Source organism: Acinetobacter sp. YH12136 (assembly GCF_013418545.1).
GTDB lineage: Bacteria > Pseudomonadota > Gammaproteobacteria > Pseudomonadales > Moraxellaceae > Acinetobacter > Acinetobacter towneri.
Map to the genome: position 1 here is coordinate 16,858 of NZ_VPBV01000029.1, position 24,278 is coordinate 41,135.

Here is a 24,278-nt window from a genome sequence, read left to right on the forward strand (position 1 = left end):
CGTTGTTTGTTTTAAAGAGATTGCATCTTAAGCGAATAATGGGTTCATAAAATAATACAATGGACTAAAGTTGATCTTATTAAGTAAAATTAAATAATTGCAATATAAATATTTTTTAATAATTTTTCTGAAATTTTATAGTCATATTCTATCCCAAACTTTATTTCACGTATTGGTTTCAAATAGAACTTCTTTATTTTTTTTGTGCACTCATCCTACAATTTATAGAAATCCATAAAGTAGCTGACAGCAGTATTTAAATCTGTGAATCCTGTCCAATTGTTGTGTTTTCAACTTTAAACTATGATTTTTGGTAGATATTTAATATAAAACCAATTGAGATAAACATGCGATTTAAAAATACATTTTGCATTATTTGTGTGATGGGGATGATGGTATTGACCGCTTGCGAAGGGGCTGAGTCAATACAGCAAAATATAAATAGTACAGAAAATCAGCCGAGTTCAGTGACAGCCCAACAGGTCGAAGTACCGACTCGTTTGACTACTGTAGCAACTCATCCTTCGGCTATCACACCTGAAGCGAGAGTACCGCAAGAAGTATATGTAGGAGAGCCGACTGTGGCAGAAATGCAGGCGCATGGCGAAGAATTTTATAAAGACACATTGGCACGGATTGCTGCAGAACAAGGTCAGTAGTCGCTCAGTCATTTAGCGCGTTTAAATAGAGTGGGTTGCTGACTATCTTCTATATGCAAACAACCCATTAAAATATTTAAAGTGCTTTAAGTTGCTGCGAGCCAATCCAGTGTTTAGAAAATTGATAGGCAGCACGCCCTGAACGCTGTCCACGTGCCTGACACCATCTTAATGCTTCTGCACGTACTTCGGCAGTCATTGGCATTTCGGCTTTGTGTAAATAATGCTCCACAATTTCTAAATATAGATTTTGATCCATTGGATAAAACGACAGCCATAGACCAAAGCGATCAGACAGTGAAATTTTCTCTTCAATTGCTTCTTGAGGATGCAACTCAGTATATTGCGGTACATCTACACGAGTGACAGGTGTATTTTCATGCATAAATTCAGGTAATAGATGACGTCTGTTACTGGTTGCATAAATAATAAAATTACTGGAACCTGATTGTAATGAACCATCTAAAACACTTTTTAAACTACGATAATTTTCATCTTCTGCGTTAAAAGCTAAATCATCACAGTAGACAATAAATTTTTCAGGACGATGCTGAATGATTTTTTGAATTTCTGGCAATTCAGACAAATCATCGCGTTCAATTTCAATTAAACGTAATCCTTGATTGGCATACTCGGTCAATAGGGCACGTACAATAGATGATTTTCCCGTACCGCGTGAGCCTGTAAGTAACACATCATTGGCAGGTAAGCCATTTAAAAACTGCAAGGTGTTTTGAATGACTTTTTCTTTTTGCTTTTCGATGCCTTTTAAATCATCTAAATCAATTTTTCTTGGTTGTTGAATCGCTATCAATTGTCGATCTTGCCATTTGAATGCGATGGCGGAAAAGTCGGTTTCTTGTTTTAAAGCAGGTAAACTTTGCTGTAGTTGTTGGAGTACATGAGAAAGTGATAATAAGATGTTGTCGGGTAAATCTAGGTTTGCCATGATAATTCAGCTTAAAAAATGCAGATCAGATTGCTACACTTTAAGACTAGCGCAATTGACCTAGATTTGACAATCAAAGTGTGAATCGAGTCATTGACGCGTATTACAATTTTTTAGATATTGTTGTGTATAGTAGGCATAGGCAAGCGTAGTGCTGCGAATAAACCAACGGATTGAGGAATGCTATGTTATTTAAAGATTTCACCGAAGATGTTAATCCGCATCAAGCCTATCGCATAAAAAAACTCAAGCGCCAAATTCAAAATGCCGAATCGTATGAAGAATGGAAAAGTATTGCCATTCGTATAGATGAAGAAACTGGTGCGCAAGAATGGAAATATGACAACAGTTCGCCATATTTTGATGCGGAAATTATCTCGCATCGTTTAAATTTATTACGCCGTTATCGCACCACCGAACGCAGTCACGATTTAATTTATATTTTGCGTGAAGGTTTAACTTTTGACATCGCCAATATTGCCCATCCGATGTTGTTTACTGCAACCTATGTGGGTACTAAAAAAATTATTGAAGATTATGTGGATGAAGTCAGTAAAAGTTTGGCTTTTGTCGCTTCAGATGAATGTCAGGCTTTAACCAAAGTAGAAAAAATAGAGTTTTTTCAGCAATGCCAAACTGCATACGGACAACCTGCCTTGATGTTCTCTGGTGGGGCAACGCTAGGTTTGTTTCATACAGGTGTTTGTAAGGCCTTACTTGAACAGGATTTAATGCCTAAAGTGCTGTCGGGTTCGAGCGCGGGTGCAATAATGACTGCAATGCTAGGCATCGCAAAACCTGAAGAAGTACAGCATATTTTGGGTGGTGAGTCATTTTTCCACGAAGCATTTCAGTTTAGACAAATGCGCGAAATTCTTAAAGGCAATGGTGGAATTGCCGATGTGCATTATTTAAAAAAATTCCTGATCAAAAACTTGGGCGATACCACGTTTGAAGAAGCTTTTCAAAAATCAGGTTTGCATATTAATGTGGCGGTTGCGCCTTATGATGCATCGCAAGACTCACGCATTATGAACAGCTTTACTGCGCCAGATTTATTGGTTTGGAGTGCGGTGTTGGCCTCGTGTGCTGTGCCAATTTTATTTCCACCAGTACGTTTAACCAACAAGCGTTATGATGGCGAACACACTCCATATATGGGTAAAACCCGTTGGGTGGATGGCAGTGTGCGTAGCGATTTCCCACAGGAAAAAATGGCACGTTTGTATAATATTAACTACACCATCGCCAGTCAGGTCAATCCGCATGTAGTGCCTTTTATGCAGGATGATATTAAGCGTTATCGTAAAGATATGCTGAGTTGGCCAGAACGGATTATTCGTCGTCAGGGCAAAGTCATTAGTCGTGGGGTAATGGATTTTGTACGTGAGCGCGCAGGAGCTGTACCGCCAGTGCGTCGTTTGCTAGATCATGGCTATGGCATTGTCGATCAACGCTATTATGGTGATGTGAATATTGTAGGAAGCTATAACCTGCGTCATTACAGCTATATGTTGCAAAACCCGAAACCACATTTATTTAAAATTTTACAGCGTGAAGGCGAGCGTGCGACTTGGCCGAAAATTTCATCAATTGAAACGCATGCACGTGTCGGTAAAACTTTGCAACATTGCTTAGAGTTATTAAATGTACCACAAGAGGTATCCACCGAAGTCGCAGCAGAAATGCGCACTGGCGCAAGTGTTGTTTAATGTTTTAAATTTGGATGTTCAACAGTTAGATACTGCGCAGTTCGAGTTGCGCAGTAAAGCGCAAAGTTTGCAACATGGTCGGCATATTTATCGTTTTGAACATCAAGGGCAGTTTTATTGGCTGAAAGCCCAACAACAGGGAGTTTATGCGACAGTAGAGCAGGGCTTTGCACAAGAATGGAACTTTTATAAACAGTACGCGCAATCATCACATTTATCTTTTTTATTGCCATGTGAATTGATGGATGCTGCACCCATTCATATTCAGCCGCAGGGTAATTCACATGACATTTCATCGCATTATTCACAGGTCTATTCACGTGCTTTAATTCTGTCTGAGGCGCAAGCTATTTTTGCGATGGGTAATCTACCTGAATATACAGAAGCGATTAAACACATATTTTTGCGTGTCTTTGAAGCAGTGGATGCATTGCATCAATTGGGTTGGATTCATGCCGACTTAAAAGCTGAACATATTGTGCAGTTAGATGGGCAAATCAAACTGTTAGATTTTGAGCAAGCACAGCAAGTTGCAGATATTCAATGTCAGGGGATGACCGCCACACCACGTTATATGGCGCCAGAATTATTTCACGGACAGCCTAAAACTGCACAAAGTGATATTTATGCGTTAGGCATTATTTTTTATGAGTGGTTAACGCAACAACGCTTACAGGCAAAGAGTTACCACGATTGGGCATATTTGCACTGTCAAAGATTGCATATTCAACTTCCCATATATCTACAAGCATTTTTACCTCTGCTGAATCACATGCTGGCAAAGTCCTATTCGCAGCGTGCAACGAGTATTGCAGAGTTGAAATTATGGCTTAGTGGCTGAATATGCTTAAGAAAAAATCAAAAAATAGTTTTTTGTTTTTTATTTAAACAGTCATTGTGCTTTTTTATAAAAAAGGCTTGTCATCAGGAAGTGATCTCTATAATATACACAGCCATCGGGGACGTGGCGAAATTGGTAGACGCACTGGATTTAGGTTCCAGCGCCGCGAGGTGTGAGAGTTCGAGTCTCTCCGTCCCCACCACTTAAATATCAAGTCAGCTTGATTTTAAGTTACAGAGGATTGGTGTAATGGTAGCATGACGGTCTCCAAAACCGTTCGTCAAGGTTCGAATCCTTGATCCTCTGCCAAATATTTAGATAGAAATTAGGCGCTTATACAAAGCGCCTTTTTTGTTGCCACACTTTTGCCACATTTTATTTATTCTATCTTTAGTTTCGCCATTTCAATTTTGTTCTTATCGCCATGCATCCACTTGGCATAGCGTTTCATCAGCATTTGCAAACTGTGACCCATTTGGTCTGCAACAAAGACAGGGTTCAAACCATCCATGAGCAACATTGAACCGTACCGGGTTTGTCGGAGACTTTTTTATTTAAGTTAGGCCACCTGACCTAACGGGTTAATCTTATCATAGTACATTGCTTCAAACTCAAAAGGCGATACATAACCCAGTGCACTGTGTACACGCTTTTTATTGAACCAATCTACCCAGTTTAGTGTCGCAAGTTGTACATCTGCTAAACCTTGCCAATCTGCTTTTAGATATTCAATCACCTCTGTTTTGTATAAGCCGTTCACCGTTTCAGCCAAAGCATTATCGTATGAATCACCAGTCGTACCGACTGATGCTCGTAAATTTGCAGCTTCTAAACGATTGGTATAGCGAATAGAAAGATATTGAACACCTCTATCGGAATGATGAATCACATTCTTTGGCATGCCTCGATCGTGCAATGCTTGCTCTAATGCATCGAGCACCATATCTGTATTCATCCGTGTCGATACTTTCCATCCAACAATTGCTCGTGAGAACACATCAATAATAAAGGCGGTATAGACCCAGCCTGAATGAGTTTGAATATACGTAAAGTCACTGACCTGAGAAGCATTGCTTCGCAAGGGTCAGGTCGATCAGCATTAAAATTACGTTTCACTAAATCATTTGCTCTTTTTTGATCATCTCGGCTACGGGTGGTTTGTTTATTCTTACCACGCCAAACACCTTGTATACCTAGCTTCTGCATCAATCGAGCAACTGTACAACGTGCGATAACATAACCTTCACGTTTCAATTGTTGCCAGACCTTACGCACACCATATCGACCTGAACTTTCTTTCCAAATACGTTTGATTTGCTCTGCATGATGTAAATCATGCAGAGCACGTTTCGCTCGGTGTTCTGGATTGTCAGCGAGATCTAAAGTTCGGTAATAGGTTGAAGCTGCGATCGGTAAAATCCTAAAAATCGCATCAACACCATATCGATCTTTATTGTTATGGATAAAATCCACCATTATTTGTGTGGGCGGTCGAGCTCCGCCTGGGCGAAAAAAGCGGCTGCTTTACGTAGAATTTCATTGGCACGCTTTAATTCTTTAATTTCACGTTCCATTTGCTTCATTTTTTCTTGATCAGATATCTGTTGTACTTTAATAGGATTTTGCTGATCTAAATGCTTTTGATACCAAACACGAAGTGTTTCAGGAGTACAACCAATCTTAGGCGCAATTGCTGTGATCGCAGCCCAATTCGATGGATAATCTTTTTCGGATTCAATCAATAATTGAACCGCTCTTTCTCTGATTTCAGGGGTGTATTTTACTTTTTTCATCGGGACATTCTCTCAAGAAAAGTGGTCTCCGACAAACCCGGTACGGTTCAATATCAACGGCAAACTTAAACATTTTAGGATATTAACAGAACGCTATAGAAATAGACGGAAACGATTTGGTCTAAGAATGAATTTAATTGCTGGAATGGTGAATTGGATGCTCTTAAATTAACTTTCGCAAGAGATCTATTATAAGAACGGGTTTTAAATAAAGTGATGGTTAGATCTAGCACTAAAGCAAAATTTTCAAAGAGTAGCTGACTTATCTTGCATTCTTTAGAGATTGCTTTTATTAAAAATCAATGCATCCTAATAAGGAATGTATTTTTTTGTAAGTGAATATATTAGATGTTATAATTTTAAAAATTTTAAAAGTTTATGTTGATTGTTTTTGTGGGGTTTGGGTGGGCATGATCAGATTACATGTAGCAGACTTAATATGTAGTCAAGGAGATACAACATATTGTGCCTTGGATCATATTCCTGCCATGCAACGCAGACGTCTATCCCCATTAGCAAAACTTTCAATAAATAGTGCTATTGAAGCTTTAAATGGCCATAAAGCAGATTTTATAGTATGGGTGTCTCAGTATGGTGATGAGCATAAAACATTGAAAATTTTAGAAGATGTTTTAAGTGATCAAACTCCATCCCCAACCCAATTTTCAACTTCAGTTCATAATGCGATTTCGGGTTTATATTCTATTTTATGTCAGGATTCTACACCTGCAACTAGTTTGGCAGGAACATGGGCTGATGGGCTAATCGAGGCATATACTTGGCTAAAAACAACAGCTAGCGCTCGGAATGTTTTGGTTGTTTATTACGATGAAGCCTTGCCTGAAATATATATGGAACATCAATCATTTAGCTCTCTTGCAATGGCAGCTCTTATATCATTGGAGTCAGCAAATCTGGTATTGAAATCAAATATCCTTACTGATAATCCTGCTTATGAACAAGCTTTAGCATTTAATAATTTTTGGAAAAATAAAGAACAAACTGAATTTGATATGTGGGAAAAATGCTGAAATTAAATCGGATGAAGCAAAAAGCTAATTATGTATGGCGCATTGGTGCTACAGGATTGAGTTTTGCTAGCTTTGGTTTAGGTGGAATGGCCATTGGCGGTGTTATTGCTCCAATGGTGAAATTGAGTTCACAAGATCCTGATGTACGCAAACAACGTACACAAAAGGTCATTAAATATAGTTTTAAGGGCTTTACTGAAATGATGGTAAAGCTTGGAATTATGACCTATAGCGTGGAAGGTTTGGAAAAACTTCAACAAAGTCAGCAAGAACTAGTAATTGCTAATCATCCAACTCTGATAGATGTAGTTGTATTGATTGGTTTAATGGAGCAAGCAAACTGTGTCGTGAAACAGGCATTGTGGTCAAATCCATTTACTAAAGGACCTGTACAAAATGCAGGTTATATTTTAAATGCGGGTTCTGAACAATTTATTCAAGACTGCGTTCAGAAACTACAGCAAGATAATGCTGCATCATTGTTGATTTTTCCAGAAGGTACACGCACAGCTAAAGGGGAGCAATTAAATGAGTTTCAACGTGGTGCAGCCAATATTGCGTTAAGGGCTGGTGTGCCGATTCGCCCTGTACTTATTACATGTACGCCATCGACACTCACCAAAAACGAAAAATGGCATCACATTCCTGAACGACCTTTTCATATACATGTAAAAGTTTTGGATGCGATCCGAGTGGAGGACGTGCTGGATGATGTAGCAGTTAATCCAAAAAATGTACGTCAATTAAATCAACAATTACAGTGGTTTTTTAACCAAGAGTTATCCGTAAATGAGTAATCTTGCTAATGAGTTAAAGCAAATGATTATTGATGTTCTTGTTCTTGAGGACATCAGTATTGATGATATTGATACAAATGCACCTTTATTTGGTGATGGTTTGGGATTAGATTCAATTGATGCTTTAGAATTAGGTTTGGCTTTAAAAAAGCGCTATGGTATCCATTTGAATGCAGAGTCTGCAGAAACCAAAGAACATTTCAAATCAATTCAAAGCTTAGTTGCTTTAGTTGAAGCACAAAAAACAGCATAAGAGGTTGCTATGCTTACACAAGAAACTGTATTAGAAAAATTACGTGAATGGATGGAAGAATTGTTTGAAATTTCACCTGAGGATGTTCAGTTGGAGTCAAATTTAGCTTCAGATTTAGATGTTGATAGTATTGATGCTATTGATTTGGTTGTAAAGATTAAAGAGTTGACAGGTCGTCAAGTTAATCCAGAAGATTTTAAAAATGTACGTACTGTGCAGGATGTTGTGGTTGTAATTCAGAATATGTCTGCTGCATGAAAAATATTTTAAAAGGGGTAGTTGTGGTTGGATTAACCCTCTATCCTTTTTTTGTAGCTTATGCTTTAACCAATGAGTTGTTCATTTGGGTCAGTGTATTGTTGATCGCTCTTGGATTTCTTCGCTTATTGAGTAAAGGCAATACTTTACTGTGGCCTTTGACAGGGTTTGCTATTTTATGCGGCGCACTTAGCTTAACTCTAAAAGAGCATATATGGTTGAAGTTATATCCTGTTTTTATGAGTTTAGGGGCATTATTCATCTTTGCAGGAACTTTGATTAAACCACCTTCTATGATTGAGCGTTTTGCGCGTTTAGTGGAGCCTGAGTTACCCTCCGAAGGAGTGAGATGGACTTATCAAGTGACAAAGGTTTGGTGTGTTTTTTTTGGCATTAATGCTGTAATTGCACTAATCACAGTTTTCTTTGCTCCTATGGAAATTTGGGTGTTGTATAATGGATTAATTTCTTATTTGTTGATGGGTATTTTGTTAATTGCTGAGTTTATATTGCGTAAACGTCATCAGCAACGACATCAAACAAGGAAGTAGTTTTTTATAATTGCGTTAAGTGAGTTATCTAAGAATACGGATAGCGACTAGAAATACGGTTTAAATTTTATTTTATGTCTTGTCATTTTCAACATTATCTTCATTCCTCTCATGTACTGTGCATACAAGCAGATCTGAGTTTGATATCTTTTCAAGAGTTTTGGTCTGACGTGGCTGAGCAAGCAGCTCAAATTGAACAATTGAAGGAGTCAACATGGGCTCTATGGGAACAAGATAGTTACGATTTTTTAGTGTTGTTGTTTGCTGCATTACAAGCTGGCAAGAGTGTGTTGTTAACTCCTCATCGAGTTAGTGATTTAGAAAATGAATTGGCTTCTCAACAAATTTACTTTTTGAAGCGTCAGCTTCCAACAGCTATTCCAGTTGCTAAACTCCGATTTGATGATGAGTTTTTAAAACAGGCGCAGCTATATTTTTATACCTCTGGTTCGACAGGGCAACCTAAAAAAATTCCACGCACATTAAAACAACTATTCAATGAGGTCTGTGGTTTAGATGCTAGCTTCGATTTACCAGAACAAGCCGTGGCGATTGCTACGGTCAGCCATCAACATATTTATGGCTTACTTTTTAAGTTGTTATGGCCGTTAGCGAGCGGACGTAGTTTCTACCAAAAACAAGTAGCTTTCCCTGAAGACGTAGTTGCTATTCAAAAGAAAATAGCACATCTGAATTTACCAAACTATTTAACTTCTAGTCCTGCTTTATTGAAGCGTTGGACCACAGATGTTTTATTGCAAGATTGCAATATGGTCTATTCTTCAGGTGGAAAGTTGGATGACGGAGTACGTCCTTTTCTGAATTGTCTGGTTACTGAAGTTTTTGGAAGTTCGGAAACAGGAGGGATTGCTCATCGTCGGGAAGATGGTGCTCTATGGACACCTTTTGCTAATGTTGAAATTAAGAGCGCAGAGCAGCAAGAACTAGCTGTAAAAACTAATCATGCTTTTAATCTAGATTGGATTTTGACTGGGGATAAGGTTCAAGTAATAGATGTTGAAGACTCTAAAAGCTCATTCAGATTAATGGGGCGTTTAGATCGTATTGTAAAGCTAGAAGAAAAGCGTTTAAGTTTGGATGCAATTGAAGAAAAAATTGTAGAACTTGATGAAATTCAACAATGTCATGTCTTAGTCCATGAAAAAGAGCATCGTCAAATTTTAGCAGCGGTAGCTGTATTAACTGAAGATGCACGCGATAGATTGAAGCAGGTCGGAAAAGTTACGTTCATTGCGCAGCTAAAAAAGCAGTTGCAAAAAAAGCTAGAAAGCATCGCAATTCCAAGACAGTGGCGTTTCTTAATGCAAATGCCACAAAATTCACAATCAAAACTGAATAAGCAGTATTTAAAGTCTTTATTTCAGCCAATGCGCTTGCCTGTAGTTCTAACACAGCAGTCTTGCGATACATATATTACTTATAGTTTAGAGTTCATACCAGAACTTGAATGCTTTAAGGGCCATTTCCCAAATTTCTCAATTTATCCAGGTGTAGGGCAAATTGGTTTTATTCAATATTTTGCTAAACAGAATTGGGGCGATTTACTGTGGTGTAATGGCTTTGAACAGCTAAAATTTCAAGAGCTTATTCAACCTTATCAAGTGGTGGAGTTGGTATTCAGTCGTAAAGCAAATAAAGTTAGCTTTGAATTAAAAAATGATGAAAAAATATTAGCTTCAGGACGTTTATTATTTGCTGTTACTTCAGAGTCTTAAATTGGGGTAAGGGATATGAAATATTGCTTTGTGGTTCCTGTTTTTAATCACCCTCATCATTTGGCTGCATTATTGTTGCATTTGAGTGTTTTTGAGTTGCCGATCATTATGATTAATGATGGTAGTGACATAGCTTGTACAGAAGTTCTACATCAACTCGCGAGGGATTATCCCCTCGTGGATTTGGTAGAACATACTCATAATATGGGGAAAGGACAAGCTGTAATGACTGGCTTAAAACATGCTTTTGAATGTGGTTTTAGTCATGCTTTACAACTTGATGCTGATGGACAACATGATTGGCAGGATGTGGAAAACTTCTTAGAGACCTCGTACAAGCATCCAGAGGCTATGGTTATTGGCCAACCAATATTTGATGAAACTGTACCAAAAAAGCGCTTATATGGTCGATATTTAACGCATATTTGGGTGTGGATTAATAGCCTGTCTTTGGAAATCAAAGACAGTATGTGTGGTTTTCGTATTTATCCTTTGGTCCAAACAGTTCATATTTTGAATACTGCAAAGTTTCAACCGCGGATGGGTTTTGATTCTGAGATTTTGGTACGGTTAAAATGGAAAAATGTTCCTTTTATTAATATACCAACACATGTTATTTATCCAGAAAATGGCATTTCACATTTTGATATTTGGCGTGACAACATCGGTTTGGCACGTGCACATAGCCGATTATTTGGTGGAATGTTGATTCGTTTACCTCAATTGATTTATAAAAAAATCAAAGACTAAGCGAGTCGAACAAGTAAATGCAAAAATGGAGTACAGTCAAAGAGCGGGGTGGTATGTTGCCACTCATGTTGATGCTAGGCTTTTACCGTTTAGGCGGGCGTTGGCTATGTAGAATTGTTTTGTACTTTGTTATTTTGTGGTATTGGCTTTTTTCAAATACTGCTCGTCAAGCATCTTTATTATATTTAAAAAGGTTGCATCACTTTGCAGGTGACAACTCTCCATTTAAAACAGAGCCTCAACTTTGGCATAGCTATAAGCATTTGATGCATTTTGGTGAATGCATTTTAGATAAAATTGAAGGATGGCTTGGGCATATTCCTGAACAGGAATTAAAGTTACATGGTCATGCGCACTTTCGTTCTCATTATCAAAAAGGTGCAGTGATTGTGGTATCCCACTTTGGGAATATTGAATTACTGAGGGCTATTAAAGCAGAACATCCGCAGAAAATTAATGTATTGGTGTATCAAAAGCATGCCACAAAATTTAATGAGTTTTTAAAAAAACTGAATAAACATGCCGATGTTAATCTAGTGTCAGTAGATGAATTAGGTATAGAAACTGCATTGATTCTACAAGATAAGTTAGATCGGGGTGAGTGGATTATTTTAGCTGCAGACCGTGTACCCGTACAATCAGATCGGGTACAGTCTGTTTCTTTTTTGGGTGAAGATGCTTTGTGGCCACAAGGGGCTTGGATACTTGCCAATTTATTGAAAGCACCAGTGTTAGCCGTGTTCTGTTATCGGATAGAGAAACATTTTGAGGTGCATATTCATCAAATGGCTAAGCAATTAACTTGGCCACGTAAAGATCGTTTACAGGCTATGCATCAGACCATTCAGGTATATGTAGAACTATTGGAGCAGCATTGTATACGTGCGCCTTATCAATGGTTTAATTTTTTTAATTTTTGGAATAAAGGGTAATTCTTGTGTTAATTGTTGGGGAAAATCCACTTAGTATTGAAGATGTTGTTGCTATCGCACGTAAAGAAAAACAGGTCAGTTTACCTTCATCTGTAGAATGGATAGCGTTAATTCAACGTGGTGCAGATTTTCTGGATCAACTTTTGCAAGATGAAGGGGTGATTTATGGTGTTACTACAGGCTATGGAGATTCTTGTTTAGTTGGAGTCCCAGCACATCAAGTGCACGAACTTCCATTGCATTTATCGCGTTTTCATGGCTGTGGTATGGGGCAAAATTTAGACCTTATTACGGCACGTGCGGTGTTGACTGTACGTTTGTGCTCGTTGGCGCGAGGTTATTCTGGTGTTTCGCATGCTTTATTACAGCGTTTAGTTTGGATGTTGAATGAAGATGTAATTCCTGTGATTCCATCTGAGGGCTCTGTTGGTGCTAGTGGCGACCTAACACCTTTATCTTACATTGCGGGTGCTGTAGTTGGTGAGCGCGACGTGTACTATCAAGGCAGAATCGTTCCTGTTTCTGAGGTATATGTTGAAAAAGGTGTGCAGCCTTTAGTTATGCGTCCTAAAGAAGGTTTGGCTCTCATGAATGGCACAGCAGTCATGACAGCAATTGCTTGCCTCAACTATAAAAAAGCAGAACAAATATCTTTTGCGAGTACTTTAATTACTGCATTGAATGTTTTGGCTTTAGAGGGGAATCCTAGTCATTTTGATGAGGTGCTTTTTGCTCAAAAGCCACATCAGGGTCAACAGACCATTGCTGCTCAATTACGTGACTGGTTAAACAGTGAGGTACAGACCGCGCATCAAAGTTCACGTTTACAAGACCGTTATTCACTACGTTGTGCACCACATGTAATAGGTGTTTTTGAAGATTCAAAAGTATGGTTACGTCAATTTATTGAAAATGAGTTAAATTCAAGTAATGACAATCCATTGATCGATCCAGTCAACTTACGTGTATTGCATGGTGGTCATTTCTATGGGGGGCATATTGCTCAAGCGATGGACAGTCTAAAAGTCATGATTGCTAATATTGCAGATCTTATGGATCGTCAGTTAGCACAGTTAGTTGATTATAAAATGAATAATGGGCTACCACGTAATTTAACAGGTTCGAGTCTTAAGCGTTTACCATTAAATCATGGCTTTAAAGCAGTACAAATAGGGGTTTCAGCGTGGACTGCAGAAGCATTAAAACAGACTTTGGCTGCATCTATTTTTTCACGCTCTACCGAGTGTCATAACCAAGATAAAGTCAGTATGGGGACTATTGCAGCCCGTGATGCAAGTCGAGTAATTATACTCACTGAGCAAGTAGTTGCAGCATTAAGCTGTGCTGCTATTCAGGCAATTAAATTAAAAAAAATGGATAATGATTTAAGTCCCGTTTTAAATATGTTTCAACAGTGGGTGCTTAAGAGCTTTAACTATGTAGAAGAGGACCGTGCTTTGCAACATGAACTTCAATCATTGGTAAATCGCTTTGAAGACTTAGAGTTGTTGAGCCATATTGTTGTTAAATATTGATAGGACATCACTATGTATGCAGATGTAATAATAGAAGTTCCATTTCATGATGTTGATACTATGCATGTTGTTTGGCATGGACATTATTTGAAATATTTTGAAGTCGCACGCTGTAAATTATTGGATCAATTTAATTATAACTATAATCAAATGCGTGATTCAGGTTATGCGTGGCCAGTAATTGAAAGCCATGTGCGTTATGTTCAAGGTATTGAGTTCGAACAAAAAATTAGAGTGCGTGCAATTTTAAAGGAATGGGAAAATCGACTGAAAATTGAATATTTGATTTTTGACGCAGCTTCGGGAAAAAAACTGACCAAAGGTTATACAACACAAGTGGCGGTACAAATCGAAAAGCGTGAAATGTGTTTTCAGTCTCCCCAAATTCTATTGGATTGCTTAAAAGCATGGTCCGAATTTAAAGCAGAGTAGTACAATTATGACTCGTTATAAGTTTGCCAAGAAGGTCGTTACTTTAAGTTGTATTATGATCTTTCTTGCTCCAACAGCAAAGGCACAGAGTGTTCAAATGAAACAAGTGTTTGAGCAACTGGGTTCAACACCTATTGTACGTGCTCAATTTGAGCAACAAAAAAAGCTAATATCTTTGAATAAAACTTATGTGTCTAAAGGTGTTGTCTTATTTAGTAAAAGTCAAGGTGTGCTATGGCAAATTCAAAGTCCAGTAAAAGCTGATTTGGTTGTGACACCGCATAAGCTAGTACAAAAAACCTTGCGTACATCAAGTCAAATAGAAATAAATAAAACACCGTATGGTTCTGTAGCGACTATGTTTTTGCAATTAATGTCAGGCAATGAGGTAGCATTAAACAAAAACTTTCATGTGGTTTCTGCAAGCTACAGTCCAACGCAGTGGAATGTCAGTTTGACACCTAAAAGTAGTTTATTTAAAAAATTATTTGTACGTGTCGATGCACAAGGTCAACGTTATGTTGATCGTATTCTAATTGAAGAGCAAGCGAGCAATCTTACAATTATTAACTTCAGTCAGCAGACATCTCAACCTCAAACTTTAACGGCTGCTGAAAATGCGCTTTTCCAATTGGCAAAATAAATTAACAGCCCTTTGGCTATGTATTCTATGTGTTATTGCTTTAGCACTAGGAATGGCTTGGTTAAATAAAGGTATTAGTATAGACACTAATATTTTTTCTTTATTGCCAGAGTCACATCAAGATGAAAATTTGAAACATGCACAACAATATATTAATCAGCAGCTAAATGATAAAGTTTTTGTGGTATTGGATGCAAAAAATGATCAGCAGTTAGAGCAGGCAACACAAGTACTTAAAACTCAAGCAAATAAAAGTGGTTTTTTTCATCCTCTCCGCTCACAAGTCGATCCTGATCGCTTTGCTCAAGTGCTATATCAACATAAAACAGGATTACTTTCCAAAACTGATCGGCAGATTTTGCAGGAAAAAGACTATGCTGCATTAATGGAACAAAGTTTATTGCAGTTGATGAGTCCCGGTATGCCAATTACGGCTGACATGCTTAAGCAAGATCCGTTGATGTTGTTTTCACGCTATGTATTAAGTTTAAGTAATTTACAAAATAATACTGATATCAATCTTGAGCAAGGTTTTGCGACCCTGCGTGATGAACATGGTATATCCCGTTTAATAGTGCTCCAACTTAACAATAGTCCTTATAACATTGCCTATCAGGATCAGACCGCAGCCTTTATTCAAAATATGAATCAGCAGTTTATCCAATTGCAGGTTAAGCCACATTGGACGGGGACATTGTTGTTTGCACAGTTTGGGACTTTTTCTGCCAAAGAGGAAATATCGACTATTGGGGTTGGGTCAACGATTGGTATTTTACTTTTAGTTTGGTTTGGCTTCCGTTCACTACGTCCAATGCTGACTGAAATGGTTGCAGTTGGGGCAGGTTGTTTAGTGGCTTTTGCTGTGACTTATTGGATTTTTGGTGAAATACATCTGATGACTTTGGTCTTCGGGGCAAGTCTAATAGGGGTTTGTGTTGATTTTTCATTTTACTTTATGGCAATGCAATCTCAGCACAGAATGATGAATGGATTTGATGTGCTTAAACCTTTATTGCCTAGTTTGTTTGTTGGACTCATGACAACACTTCTGGCTTATGTGGTACTTAGTTTTACACCTTTCCCTGGTTTTAAGCAGATTGCAGTTTTTTCAATGGTTGGGCTGAGTGCAGCATGGATTACCAGTATTTTATTACTTCCACGCTTGCCTGCATTAAATGCTGAACCTGCCATCCGCAGATTAAGTTTTATAGGTAAAGTGCGTAGCTACGTGCAACTTCATAAGACTCTACGTCATACCTTGATTTTATTGATTGTATTCGTGACGGGTACTAGTTTATTTTTTCTAAAAAGTAATGATGATATTCGCAATTTACAAAGTATGGATGTAGCGCTCAAGCAGGAAGATCAATATGTCCGTTCTCGTTTTATGCAACAACAAAGCAGTGATTATTTTGTAATACAAGGTCGAACCTCTGCAGAGGTCGAACAACGTGAACAAGAGTTGTTGGTAAAACTAACAAGTTTACAGGAAACAGGGAAATTAGGTGGTGTGCAAGCTTTGGGTCAATGGATACCTTCACTTGAACAGCAGATGCAGAATATTGCGATGCTAAAGGAAATTCCGAAGCCTATATTGAGTGAGTATGTCCAGGCGTTGCAACTAAACATTGAAGACGTTTTGAATTGGCAGGCAGGCTTGTATGAGCGACCAATATTAACAGCGGCTTCTTTTAAGGATCATCCACTTTATTTTTTGCAAATGAGTTCAACACAACGTTTAGTCATGCTCGAAAACATACATGATATAAATGCATTGCAGCAATTAACAAATACTAATATACAGTTACTGCGTCCAGTCAATCAATTATCTGAACTATTTAAGCAACATCGAGAGCATGCGCAGTCATTACTAATTAGTGCTTTGATGATTCTAGCTATTGGTTTAGGAATACTTTACGGTAAAAAATCCATCCTTCCTTTGATATTACCTGTCAGCATGGCACTTATGACAACCTTTGCAATCCAAGCATGGATGGGTATTGAAATTAATTTGTTTAGTATTATGGGAACTTTCCTAATTATTGGGATTGGGGTGGATTATGCAATTTTTTATCATCATGGGCACGACCATCCACAGGTCGTAGGTATGGCCTTATTTTTGTGCATGATGTCTACATTTTTTGGATTTGGCTTGCTTTCTTTTAGTCATACCTATGCTATTCATAGTTTTGGGCTAACAGTTTTACTCGGTGTTATTTTTTCATTTATTTATGCAACACTTTTTACATCATCCGATGTAAAGCATGTTGTGGTTCAGCAATATCAGCCAAAGAGTTGAGTTAAAAGGTACAGTGCAATGAGCACAATGCAATATACAGATGTTTTAATCATTGGTGCGGGGCCGTCAGGTAGTTCAGCGGCAGCTTTACTTTGTCAAAAAGGCTATCAAGTCACAGTAATTGAAAAGCAATATTTTCCTCGTTTTTCCATAGGTGAGTCTTTATTGCCTCAATGTATGGTTTTTTTGGAAGAAGCTGGCTTGTTAGACACGATTCATGCACATGTTGATGAATATGCTTTCCAGTTCAAAAATGGTGCTGCTTTTTTAAAAGGAAAGCAGCGTAACTTTTATGATTTTACTCAAAAGTTTAGTGAAGGCCCAGGTACAACGTGGCAGATACGCCGTGCTAACTTTGACCATCTTTTGGCACAGCAAGCAGCTAACATGGGGACAGATGTTCGCTATGGTCATGAAGTACTAGGGGTAGATGTTGTATCTGAACAGCCAATTTTGACTGTGAAAGATGAGCAAGACAATAGTTACCAAATTCAAGGAAAATTTTTATTGGATGCGAGCGGTTTCGGTCGAATTTTACCGAAATTCTTGGATTTGGAAAGTCCATCAGATTTTCCTGTGCGTCGTGCTGTATTTACCCATATTGAAGATGGCTTACAAGATGATCCAGAATTTGATCGGGAGAAAATATTAATCACTGTACATGAAAAAGATCATCGTGCTTGGTATTGGTTGATTCCCTTTGCAGATGGACGCGCATCATTTGGTGTGGTAGCAGAGGAAGATTTTTTTGAAAAATATGGATATGACGGTAGTGTAGATTATGATTTAGAGGCTTTACAGAAGCGCATTTTGGCAGATGATCCTAGTTTGTCACATGTATTACGTAATGCTAAGCATGACACTCCTATGCGAACTTTAGTTGGCTACTCGGCAGATGTTAAACATTTGGCATCACATAACTATGCACTTTTGGGCAATGCAGGTGAGTTTTTAGACCCTGTATTTTCATCAGGTGTAACGATTGCGTTGAAATCATCGAGCTTAGCCATTCCTTTGGTAGATCGAGTTCTTCAAGGACAGTCAGTTGATTGGATGGAGGAGTATGAAAAGCCGTTACGCAAAGGCATTCAAGTTTTTCGTGCTTATGTTGAGTCATGGTATTCAGGTGAATTCCAGGATGTAGTTTTTTCGACCCATCAAGATGAAAAGATCCGTCGTATGATTTCTTCATTGTTAGCAGGTTATGCGTGGGATGAGAGTAACCCAATTCATCGTAATGCTAAGCAACGTCTGAGTACTTTGGCTGAATATTGCCGAGAAGAGAAAGCAACCAAGAGCTGTTGATGGATGAAATCTAAGTTACGTTTTAATGTCATTAGCTTGATTTTAGCTAGCTCTTTATTGTTTAGTGCTTGTCAAACATGGATTCCTAAAGCTCAAGGACTAGTAACCCAACAGTGGGGCGTACGAAACTTTCAGCGACAGGATCAAATGGAGGTACATTGGAGACAGCAAAGTTTTAGCTTTTTAATGTATCAAGAACAGAAAGGGCAGACTCTTGAAATGTTGGCACTCAGCCTGACAGGACAGCAATTGTTTAAACTTAATTTTGATGGTCAAAAAGTTAAGGTTGAGCAACGTATTGAGCAATTGAGATTCTTACCTTTTGATTATGTAGTGCGGGATATTTTATATGCAACATATCCCAACTTTATATCGCTGCATGTCGGGAAAACTACTGTCTTGCAAAAGGAAGGCATAATTTATATTCAGCAACAACCTGTCTTGAAAATAGATCATCAAGAGGGAGTTATTGAACTGGAAAACCTACAAGTACCTTATCAGATGGTAATTAGTACGGTTAATAATACATTGGAAGCTGATTCAGGCGGTAATGATGACTAAAAAAATGCAGCACTCTTCAGCTGTCGGAATTCAATGCAGTGTGGCGTTGTCTGCTTTGGGGCAGAATGTAGATAATATTCGACGTACTTTGACTTCTGAAGAAAACTCTTTGTCCTTACGTGATGATTTAATTGCAGGGCGTAAAGTTTGGGTTGGGGCGTATAATCATCCTTTGATTCAAGAAGTACCAGAGGATTTGAGTGGGGCAGACTCACGCAATTTACGTTTTGCATTAACAGCTTTAATGCGAATTGAAGCAGAAGTTCACAATTATACAGCACAGTTCCCAAAACATCGTTTGGCTGTAATTATCGGCACATCTACATCTGGTGTTGCTGACAATGAGCCTGTATTAAAAGCATGTTTTCAGAAAAAAATATTACAAGGTGTTTGGCATAAAAAGCAGGAAATGGGTTGTCTAGCAAAGGCATTACAGCAATATTTAGGCTGGAGTGGGCCTGCATATACTATCTCAACAGCATGTTCTTCCGCTGCAAAAGCTATGGCAGCAGGTCGACGAATGCTCAATGCAAATTTAGTTGATGCTGTGCTAGTGGGTGGAGTGGATACTTTATGTAAATTAACTTTAAATGGTTTTGATAGCTTAGAGAGTCTTTCTACTGATATTTGTCAGCCCTGTGGAGCTAGCCGAGATGGCATTAATATAGGTGAGGCGGCGGGATTATTTTTACTCTCTAAAGAGTCTGCTCCTGTCTGTTTGTTGTCGACTGGAGAGTCGATGGATGCATGGCATATTTCTGCCCCACATCCAGAAGGATTGGGTGCAATAGAAGCAATGAGAAAAGCTTTAGAGGGGGCTGGACTTCATTCGAGTGATATTGATTATCTAAATTTGCATGGGACATCTACGCCACAAAATGATTCGATGGAAATTAAAGCTGTTCAAGCTGTATTTGCAGATCAACAAGTGGCATTGAGTAGCACCAAGCATAAGACAGGGCATTGTTTGGGGGCGGCTGGTGCAATTGAGGCATTTATTTGTCAGCAAGTTTTGTTAGATCAAGCATGGTTACCTTTACATCATTCTGGAGAGTTAGACTTTGAATTGATCACGAAAAACTATGTGCGAAATAGCCATTTAGAAGCACCAATTCGGTATGTAATGAGTAATTCATTTGCTTTTGGTGGTAGCAATATCAGTTTAATTATGGGAACAGTTTCACCATGATGGATGCTATTACGTTTATTCCGCATGAAAAGCCAATGGTTTTTGTGAGTCATCTAATTGAGGTAAATGATATATTTGCAATTGCTGAGCTTAGAATCACTCCTGATTTAATGTTTTTTGAAGAAAAGGGCTTACCAACATGGAGCAGTATTGAATTGATGGCGCAGACCATTAGTGCTTATGCTGGTTATAAAGGACAAAGCAAGGGCATGCTTCCGAAAATTGGTTTTTTATTAGGGACACGAAAAATCCAATTTCCATGTGCTTTTTTTACTGAGGGGACAACAGTAAGAATTCGTGTGGAACAAAGTTATCTGCATGAGGGTTTGGGGCAGTTTAATTGTGAAATTGAATATCAAGAGTATAAGTTCAGTGCCATGCTTAGTGTGTTTGAGCCTGAAAATATAAATGAAATTAGTGGGAAACTAGTGTGAAAAGACGAATTTTAGTAACGGGTTCTAGTCGTGGAATTGGTAAGGCAATTGCTTTGGAATTAGCAAAAGCAGGTTTTGATGTAACAGTACATGCGCGTTCAAGACAAGCAGAAGCTGAAGCGGTGGTGAAGGAAATCCAAGAAATTGGACAAGCTAGCCATGTATTAATGTTTGATGTAAATGATCGTGAACATATAGCAGAAGTTTTGGAACAAGATATCGCGAAGCATGGTGCTTTTTATGGTGTCGTTGTAAATGCGGGGCTTACAAGAGATGGGGCTTTCCCTGCATTAACCGATGATGACTGGGATCAAGTGGTTTCAACTTCATTAAATGGTTTTTATAATGTACTTAAACCTTTGATTATGCCAATGATTCGTTTAAAGAAAGGTGGGCGTATTGTGACCTTGTCTTCTGTATCGGGGATTATGGGGAATCGTGGTCAAGTTAATTATAGTGCTGCTAAAGCAGGGTTAATTGGTGCAACTAAAGCTTTAGCTTTAGAATTGGCAAAAAGAAAAATAACAGTGAATTGTGTTGCTCCAGGCTTGATTGAAACAGAAATGGTAACAGAAGAAGTAAAAGAACATGCTTTGAAAATGATTCCATTGCAACGTATGGGTCGGGTAGAGGAAGTTGCTAAAGCGGTTAAGTTTTTATGCAGTGATGATGCAAGTTACATCACACGCCAAGTAATTTCAATCAATGGAGGCTTGATTTGATGAAACGCGTTGTGGTTACAGGTATGTCAGGGATTACCTCTTTAGGAGAATCAGCAGACCAAGTTTTTGAACAATTTGCACAAGGTAGAAGTGGCATTCGCTATATGCCAGACTGGGAAATCTATACAGATTTACGGAGTAAATTGGCAGGTCCAGTTGAGTCTTTTACAGTGCCAAAGCATTTTAATCGAAAAGTTACCAGAGGCATGGGGCGGGTTGCTTTAATGTCTGTAGTGTGTGCAGAAAAAGCATTAGAGAATGCTGGTTTACTCAATGCAAATATATTGAAAAACGGTGAAGCTGGAGTAGCATTTGGCTCATCTGCAGGTAGTGTAGATGCTGTGCGCGAATTTGGGTCTATGTTACTTGATCACAATATGAGTCAGCTTAATGCAACAACTTATATTCGTATGATGTCTCATACTAGTGCGGTCAATATGACGATCTATTTTGGCTTAAAAGGTTTAACCCTGCCAACTTCTAGTGCTTGCACTTCAGGCTCTATGGCAATTGGGCAGGCTTATGAAGCCATTAAATATGGTAAACAAACGGTGATGATTGCAGGTGGAGCAGAGGAACTTAGTGCAGCGGGTTCAGCTGTGTTTGATGTGCTTTTAGCAACCAGTATGAAAAACAGTCAGCCTGAAGCTACACCACGTCCTTTTGACAGTGATCGTGATGGCTTAGTGGTCGGGGAAGGGGCTGGGTGTTTAATATTGGAAGAATATGAACATGCTAAAGCACGTGGTGCAACCATTTACGCAGAAGTTTTAGGTTATGGTAGTAACACTGATGGTCAGCATGTAACTCGACCTGATTCTGAAATGATGGGGCATTGTATGGGCTTAGCACTCAAAGATGCTCATGTTTCTGCTGAAGATATTGATTATGTATGTGCGCATGGTACATCAACAGATCAAGGTGATATTGCTGAAACTCAGGCTACCTTACGTATTTTAGGAAAAAAACCAATTAGCTCGTTAAAAAGTTATTTTGGTCATACTTTAGGAGCCTGTGGTGCGATTGAGGCATGGCTTAGTATTGAGATGATGCAACGTGAACAGTTTATCCCTACTTTGAATTTGGATAGTGTTGATCCATCTTGTGCAGAATTGGACTATATTCGTGGGGAAATACGAAATATGCCTGCTGAAATAATTATGAGTAATAACTTTGCCTTTGGTGGGATTAATACTTCATTGATTTTTAAAAATTTTAAGGTCTAGATGATATATAGAGGGAATATGAATCTTAAAAAATACTTGGTTATATTAGCCATTGTAAGCACATTAAGTTTAACTGCTTGTAGTACAGTGAAAATTTCTGACTATCCACAACGCCAATACAATGTACCTGAAAACGTTACAACTAAAGATGTGTTAAATAATATTAAACAAGCCATTACGCAACAAGCACGTGTGGGGTGGGTCGTAGAACAGTCTGACTCGAGTAAAGTCATTGCTGGTTTGACACGTCGAAGTCACTATTTACAAGTAACCTACAGTATTAATGGACAACAAGTATCTTCTCAGATAACGAGTAGTCGTAATCTAGATCAAAAAGGAAATAAAATCCATAAAAATGCCATGAGTTGGAAAATGCGTTTGGATAATTCAGTTTTTATACAATTATCAAAGTCTTTAAATTAACTTTTTAAGAGGGTGGAATGATGAATATTAAACAATTGGTTTTAGCGAGTGTGCTTGGTTTTGGTAGCTTTACGGCTGTCCAAGCAGCAGATCAAATGCATGATTTTGACTTTCAGGAGGCGGTTAATCGTGCTGTTGCTGATGGAGTTCTTGACGGCTCAGTTAAATTTTATCTAGCGGGAACTAAATCAGGGGGACGTGTTATTGAACGTGGTTTGGTAACGAATAAGAAAACCAATGGTTTTGCTAAATCAGCTGAATCTTCATGTGATCATGTATTAAGATCAGCTCTAATTCAATTCGAGAAAACCGCAAAAGTGCGTGGTGCAAATGCTGTAACAAATTTGGTGAGTTATTATAAAGCTAATGAGACCAAAAGTACTAAAACTTATCAATGTGCTAAAGGCACAGCAATTGCAGGCGTCGCATTAAAAGGTGATCTTGTAAAATTTTAATTTAAATAGACGTTACAAAAGCCCTCAATATTATTAATTGTGGGCTTTAAAATATTACTTTAACTAATATTTTACCATTGATAATTATATGATTTTAAAGGGTATTGATTTGAAGAAGAAAATTATTCAGGCTTCTTTAATAGCTTCGACTATAACTTTGGTGGGTTGTGCAACTCCTCTTATTGCTCCAGATATTATTGCGAATGTAAAAAAAGTTGAAAGTCCATATTTGAAAAATTCAAGCCTAGTTGAAGTGGATATTGATCCTAAAATTAACAATAGAGAAAAAATTGATATAAAAGTCAAAGATTCTTTAGAGTTAGCCTTAAAAAACTCGAATCTTTTTGGTACAGATGCTCAACATCCATACAAAATTACTGCTCAAGTACTTGTTGCAAGTCAGGCGGCTGTAAGCTTTGGTAATTTTGAAGGTAAGTTAGGAATTAAGTACACTGTATTTGATGATAAGGGCCAACAAATTTTCCAAGATACTATCAATACGATAGCAGGTAGTGACTTAAATCCATTAGCTCCTGGTGTTGCTCGGCATACACGTTCACGTGCTAGAAATATTGCCCTTAATGTGAATGAGTTTGTAGGCAAACTTGAAACTGTTCTAAGAAAATAAAGTACTTAAACTGAACCCTGCTTAACCTTTAATTCAAATTACGCCAATCTCAACTTTTAATTAATTTTTCCAACTGTAAAGGAGGATTACCTAATTGAGAATTTAAAACGACTGAAATTGTATGTGAAAGAATTTTTCGAGTGATACGATGAGATAAATGCCAT

Annotated in this window: 25 protein-coding genes, 2 tRNA genes, 4 pseudogenes and 1 other annotated feature; of the genes and pseudogenes, 27 read left to right on the top strand and 4 right to left on the bottom strand. The window is 38.1% G+C overall.

What is annotated here, in order from left to right; genetic code table 11:
- Positions 1-347 precede the first annotated feature (347 nt).
- The gene (locus FTU71_RS12010; RefSeq protein ID WP_179988428.1) at positions 348-659 is read left to right on the top strand and encodes a hypothetical protein; all 312 of its coding nucleotides are present in this window, start codon (positions 348-350) and stop codon (positions 657-659) included.
- A 76-nt stretch (positions 660-735) separates the two neighbouring features.
- Here FTU71_RS12010 and FTU71_RS12015 read toward each other — a convergent pair whose 3' ends face one another.
- Positions 736-1,608 (bottom strand): ATP-binding protein, encoded by an 873-nt coding sequence (locus FTU71_RS12015; protein ID WP_096902520.1) that lies wholly within the window; start codon positions 1,606-1,608, stop codon positions 736-738.
- A gap of 185 nt (positions 1,609-1,793) precedes the next feature.
- Between FTU71_RS12015 and FTU71_RS12020 the strand changes: the two genes are divergently transcribed.
- The 4 genes from FTU71_RS12020 (at position 1,794) to FTU71_RS12035 (ending at position 4,470) form a co-directional block, all read left to right on the top strand.
- Complete coding sequence (locus tag FTU71_RS12020; protein WP_154320847.1) at positions 1,794-3,320, top strand: DUF3336 domain-containing protein; 1,527 nt, start codon at positions 1,794-1,796, stop codon at positions 3,318-3,320.
- Complete coding sequence (locus FTU71_RS12025) at positions 3,310-4,161, top strand: protein kinase (protein WP_179994390.1); 852 nt, start codon at positions 3,310-3,312, stop codon at positions 4,159-4,161. The genes FTU71_RS12020 and FTU71_RS12025 overlap by 11 nt, the downstream gene beginning before the upstream one ends.
- Positions 4,162-4,278: 117 nt before the next feature.
- Positions 4,279-4,363 (top strand) — tRNA-Leu (locus FTU71_RS12030).
- Positions 4,364-4,396: 33 nt separating this feature from the next.
- Positions 4,397-4,470, top strand: a tRNA-Trp gene (locus FTU71_RS12035).
- Between the two features lie 70 nt (positions 4,471-4,540).
- Here FTU71_RS12035 and FTU71_RS12040 read toward each other — a convergent pair.
- Together FTU71_RS12040 and FTU71_RS12045 are read right to left on the bottom strand one after the other, a co-directional pair.
- A pseudogene (locus FTU71_RS12040) lies at positions 4,541-4,690 on the bottom strand (site-specific integrase); the annotation flags it as partial.
- 30 nt (positions 4,691-4,720) lie between these two features.
- Positions 4,721-5,954: pseudogene (locus FTU71_RS12045) on the bottom strand (IS3 family transposase).
- Positions 5,563-5,679: a sequence feature (AL1L pseudoknot), on the bottom strand. (Overlaps the previous pseudogene by 117 nt.)
- A 49-nt stretch (positions 5,955-6,003) precedes the next feature.
- Here FTU71_RS12045 and FTU71_RS12050 point away from each other — a divergent pair.
- The 22 genes and pseudogenes from FTU71_RS12050 to FTU71_RS12155 all read left to right on the top strand — a co-directional run.
- Positions 6,004-6,126 (top strand): annotated as a pseudogene (locus FTU71_RS12050) (IS5/IS1182 family transposase); the annotation flags it as partial.
- Between the two features lie 238 nt (positions 6,127-6,364).
- Positions 6,365-6,985, top strand: coding sequence for a beta-ketoacyl synthase chain length factor (locus FTU71_RS12055; RefSeq protein WP_096902312.1), 621 nt, complete (start codon positions 6,365-6,367; stop codon positions 6,983-6,985).
- Positions 6,979-7,782, top strand: a complete 804-nt coding sequence (locus tag FTU71_RS12060) for a 1-acyl-sn-glycerol-3-phosphate acyltransferase (RefSeq protein ID WP_019836269.1) — start codon at positions 6,979-6,981, stop codon at positions 7,780-7,782. Before FTU71_RS12055 ends, FTU71_RS12060 begins: the two co-directional genes overlap by 7 nt.
- Entirely contained in the window at positions 7,775-8,035 is a 261-nt protein-coding gene (locus FTU71_RS12065; protein ID WP_019836268.1) for a phosphopantetheine-binding protein, read from the top strand. The genes FTU71_RS12060 and FTU71_RS12065 overlap by 8 nt, the downstream gene beginning before the upstream one ends.
- A 9-nt stretch (positions 8,036-8,044) precedes the next feature.
- Positions 8,045-8,293, top strand: a complete 249-nt coding sequence (locus FTU71_RS12070) for an acyl carrier protein (protein ID WP_019836267.1) — start codon at positions 8,045-8,047, stop codon at positions 8,291-8,293.
- Complete coding sequence (locus tag FTU71_RS12075) at positions 8,290-8,844, top strand: hypothetical protein (protein WP_019836266.1); 555 nt, start codon at positions 8,290-8,292, stop codon at positions 8,842-8,844. The genes FTU71_RS12070 and FTU71_RS12075 overlap by 4 nt, the downstream gene beginning before the upstream one ends.
- Before the next feature lie 74 nt (positions 8,845-8,918).
- The gene (locus tag FTU71_RS12080; RefSeq protein ID WP_179994386.1) at positions 8,919-10,580 is read left to right on the top strand and encodes an AMP-binding protein; all 1,662 of its coding nucleotides are present in this window, start codon (positions 8,919-8,921) and stop codon (positions 10,578-10,580) included.
- Positions 10,581-10,595: 15 nt separating this feature from the next.
- Positions 10,596-11,330: a glycosyltransferase family 2 protein gene (locus FTU71_RS12085; RefSeq protein ID WP_180112034.1), complete on the top strand. Its 735-nt coding sequence runs from the start codon at positions 10,596-10,598 to the stop codon at positions 11,328-11,330.
- A gap of 17 nt (positions 11,331-11,347) precedes the next feature.
- Positions 11,348-12,262 (top strand): acyltransferase, encoded by a 915-nt coding sequence (locus FTU71_RS12090; protein ID WP_096902308.1) that lies wholly within the window; start codon positions 11,348-11,350, stop codon positions 12,260-12,262.
- Positions 12,262-13,797, top strand: coding sequence for an aromatic amino acid ammonia-lyase (gene hutH / locus FTU71_RS12095; protein ID WP_179994391.1), 1,536 nt, complete (start codon positions 12,262-12,264; stop codon positions 13,795-13,797). Before FTU71_RS12090 ends, hutH begins: the two co-directional genes overlap by 1 nt.
- 12 nt (positions 13,798-13,809) lie before the next feature.
- Positions 13,810-14,229 carry a thioesterase family protein gene (locus tag FTU71_RS12100; protein WP_096902306.1) on the top strand — a complete coding sequence of 140 codons (420 nt, stop codon included), beginning with the start codon at positions 13,810-13,812 and terminating at the stop codon, positions 14,227-14,229.
- A gap of 55 nt (positions 14,230-14,284) precedes the next feature.
- Positions 14,285-14,872, top strand: coding sequence for an outer membrane lipoprotein carrier protein LolA (locus FTU71_RS12105; RefSeq protein WP_242439148.1), 588 nt, complete (start codon positions 14,285-14,287; stop codon positions 14,870-14,872).
- On the top strand, positions 14,847-17,171 hold the full coding sequence (locus FTU71_RS12110) for an MMPL family transporter (RefSeq protein ID WP_179994387.1): 2,325 nt from the start codon (positions 14,847-14,849) through the stop codon (positions 17,169-17,171). The genes FTU71_RS12105 and FTU71_RS12110 overlap by 26 nt, the downstream gene beginning before the upstream one ends.
- A gap of 18 nt (positions 17,172-17,189) precedes the next feature.
- Positions 17,190-18,476 (top strand): NAD(P)/FAD-dependent oxidoreductase, encoded by a 1,287-nt coding sequence (locus tag FTU71_RS12115; RefSeq protein ID WP_096902303.1) that lies wholly within the window; start codon positions 17,190-17,192, stop codon positions 18,474-18,476.
- Positions 18,477-18,479: 3 nt separating this feature from the next.
- Positions 18,480-19,037 carry a DUF3261 domain-containing protein gene (locus FTU71_RS12120; RefSeq protein WP_180112035.1) on the top strand — a complete coding sequence of 186 codons (558 nt, stop codon included), beginning with the start codon at positions 18,480-18,482 and terminating at the stop codon, positions 19,035-19,037.
- Positions 19,030-20,226 (top strand): beta-ketoacyl-[acyl-carrier-protein] synthase family protein, encoded by a 1,197-nt coding sequence (locus tag FTU71_RS12125; protein ID WP_179994388.1) that lies wholly within the window; start codon positions 19,030-19,032, stop codon positions 20,224-20,226. The genes FTU71_RS12120 and FTU71_RS12125 overlap by 8 nt, the downstream gene beginning before the upstream one ends.
- Complete coding sequence (locus tag FTU71_RS12130) at positions 20,223-20,660, top strand: 3-hydroxylacyl-ACP dehydratase (RefSeq protein WP_019836255.1); 438 nt, start codon at positions 20,223-20,225, stop codon at positions 20,658-20,660. Before FTU71_RS12125 ends, FTU71_RS12130 begins: the two co-directional genes overlap by 4 nt.
- Positions 20,657-21,382 carry a 3-ketoacyl-ACP reductase FabG2 gene (locus FTU71_RS12135; RefSeq protein ID WP_019836254.1) on the top strand — a complete coding sequence of 242 codons (726 nt, stop codon included), beginning with the start codon at positions 20,657-20,659 and terminating at the stop codon, positions 21,380-21,382. Before FTU71_RS12130 ends, FTU71_RS12135 begins: the two co-directional genes overlap by 4 nt.
- Positions 21,382-22,608 (top strand): beta-ketoacyl-ACP synthase, encoded by a 1,227-nt coding sequence (locus FTU71_RS12140; protein ID WP_019836253.1) that lies wholly within the window; start codon positions 21,382-21,384, stop codon positions 22,606-22,608. The genes FTU71_RS12135 and FTU71_RS12140 overlap by 1 nt, the downstream gene beginning before the upstream one ends.
- An 18-nt stretch (positions 22,609-22,626) precedes the next feature.
- Positions 22,627-23,031, top strand: a complete 405-nt coding sequence (locus tag FTU71_RS12145; RefSeq protein WP_019836252.1) for a hypothetical protein — start codon at positions 22,627-22,629, stop codon at positions 23,029-23,031.
- A gap of 20 nt (positions 23,032-23,051) precedes the next feature.
- A complete protein-coding gene (locus tag FTU71_RS12150; RefSeq protein WP_019836251.1) occupies positions 23,052-23,486 on the top strand; it encodes a hypothetical protein in 435 nt (144 codons plus the stop codon).
- An 88-nt stretch (positions 23,487-23,574) separates the two neighbouring features.
- On the top strand, positions 23,575-24,114 hold the full coding sequence (locus FTU71_RS12155; RefSeq protein WP_180112036.1) for a hypothetical protein: 540 nt from the start codon (positions 23,575-23,577) through the stop codon (positions 24,112-24,114).
- A gap of 49 nt (positions 24,115-24,163) precedes the next feature.
- Here FTU71_RS12155 and FTU71_RS12160 read toward each other — a convergent pair.
- A pseudogene (locus tag FTU71_RS12160) lies at positions 24,164-24,278 on the bottom strand (IS982 family transposase); the annotation flags it as partial.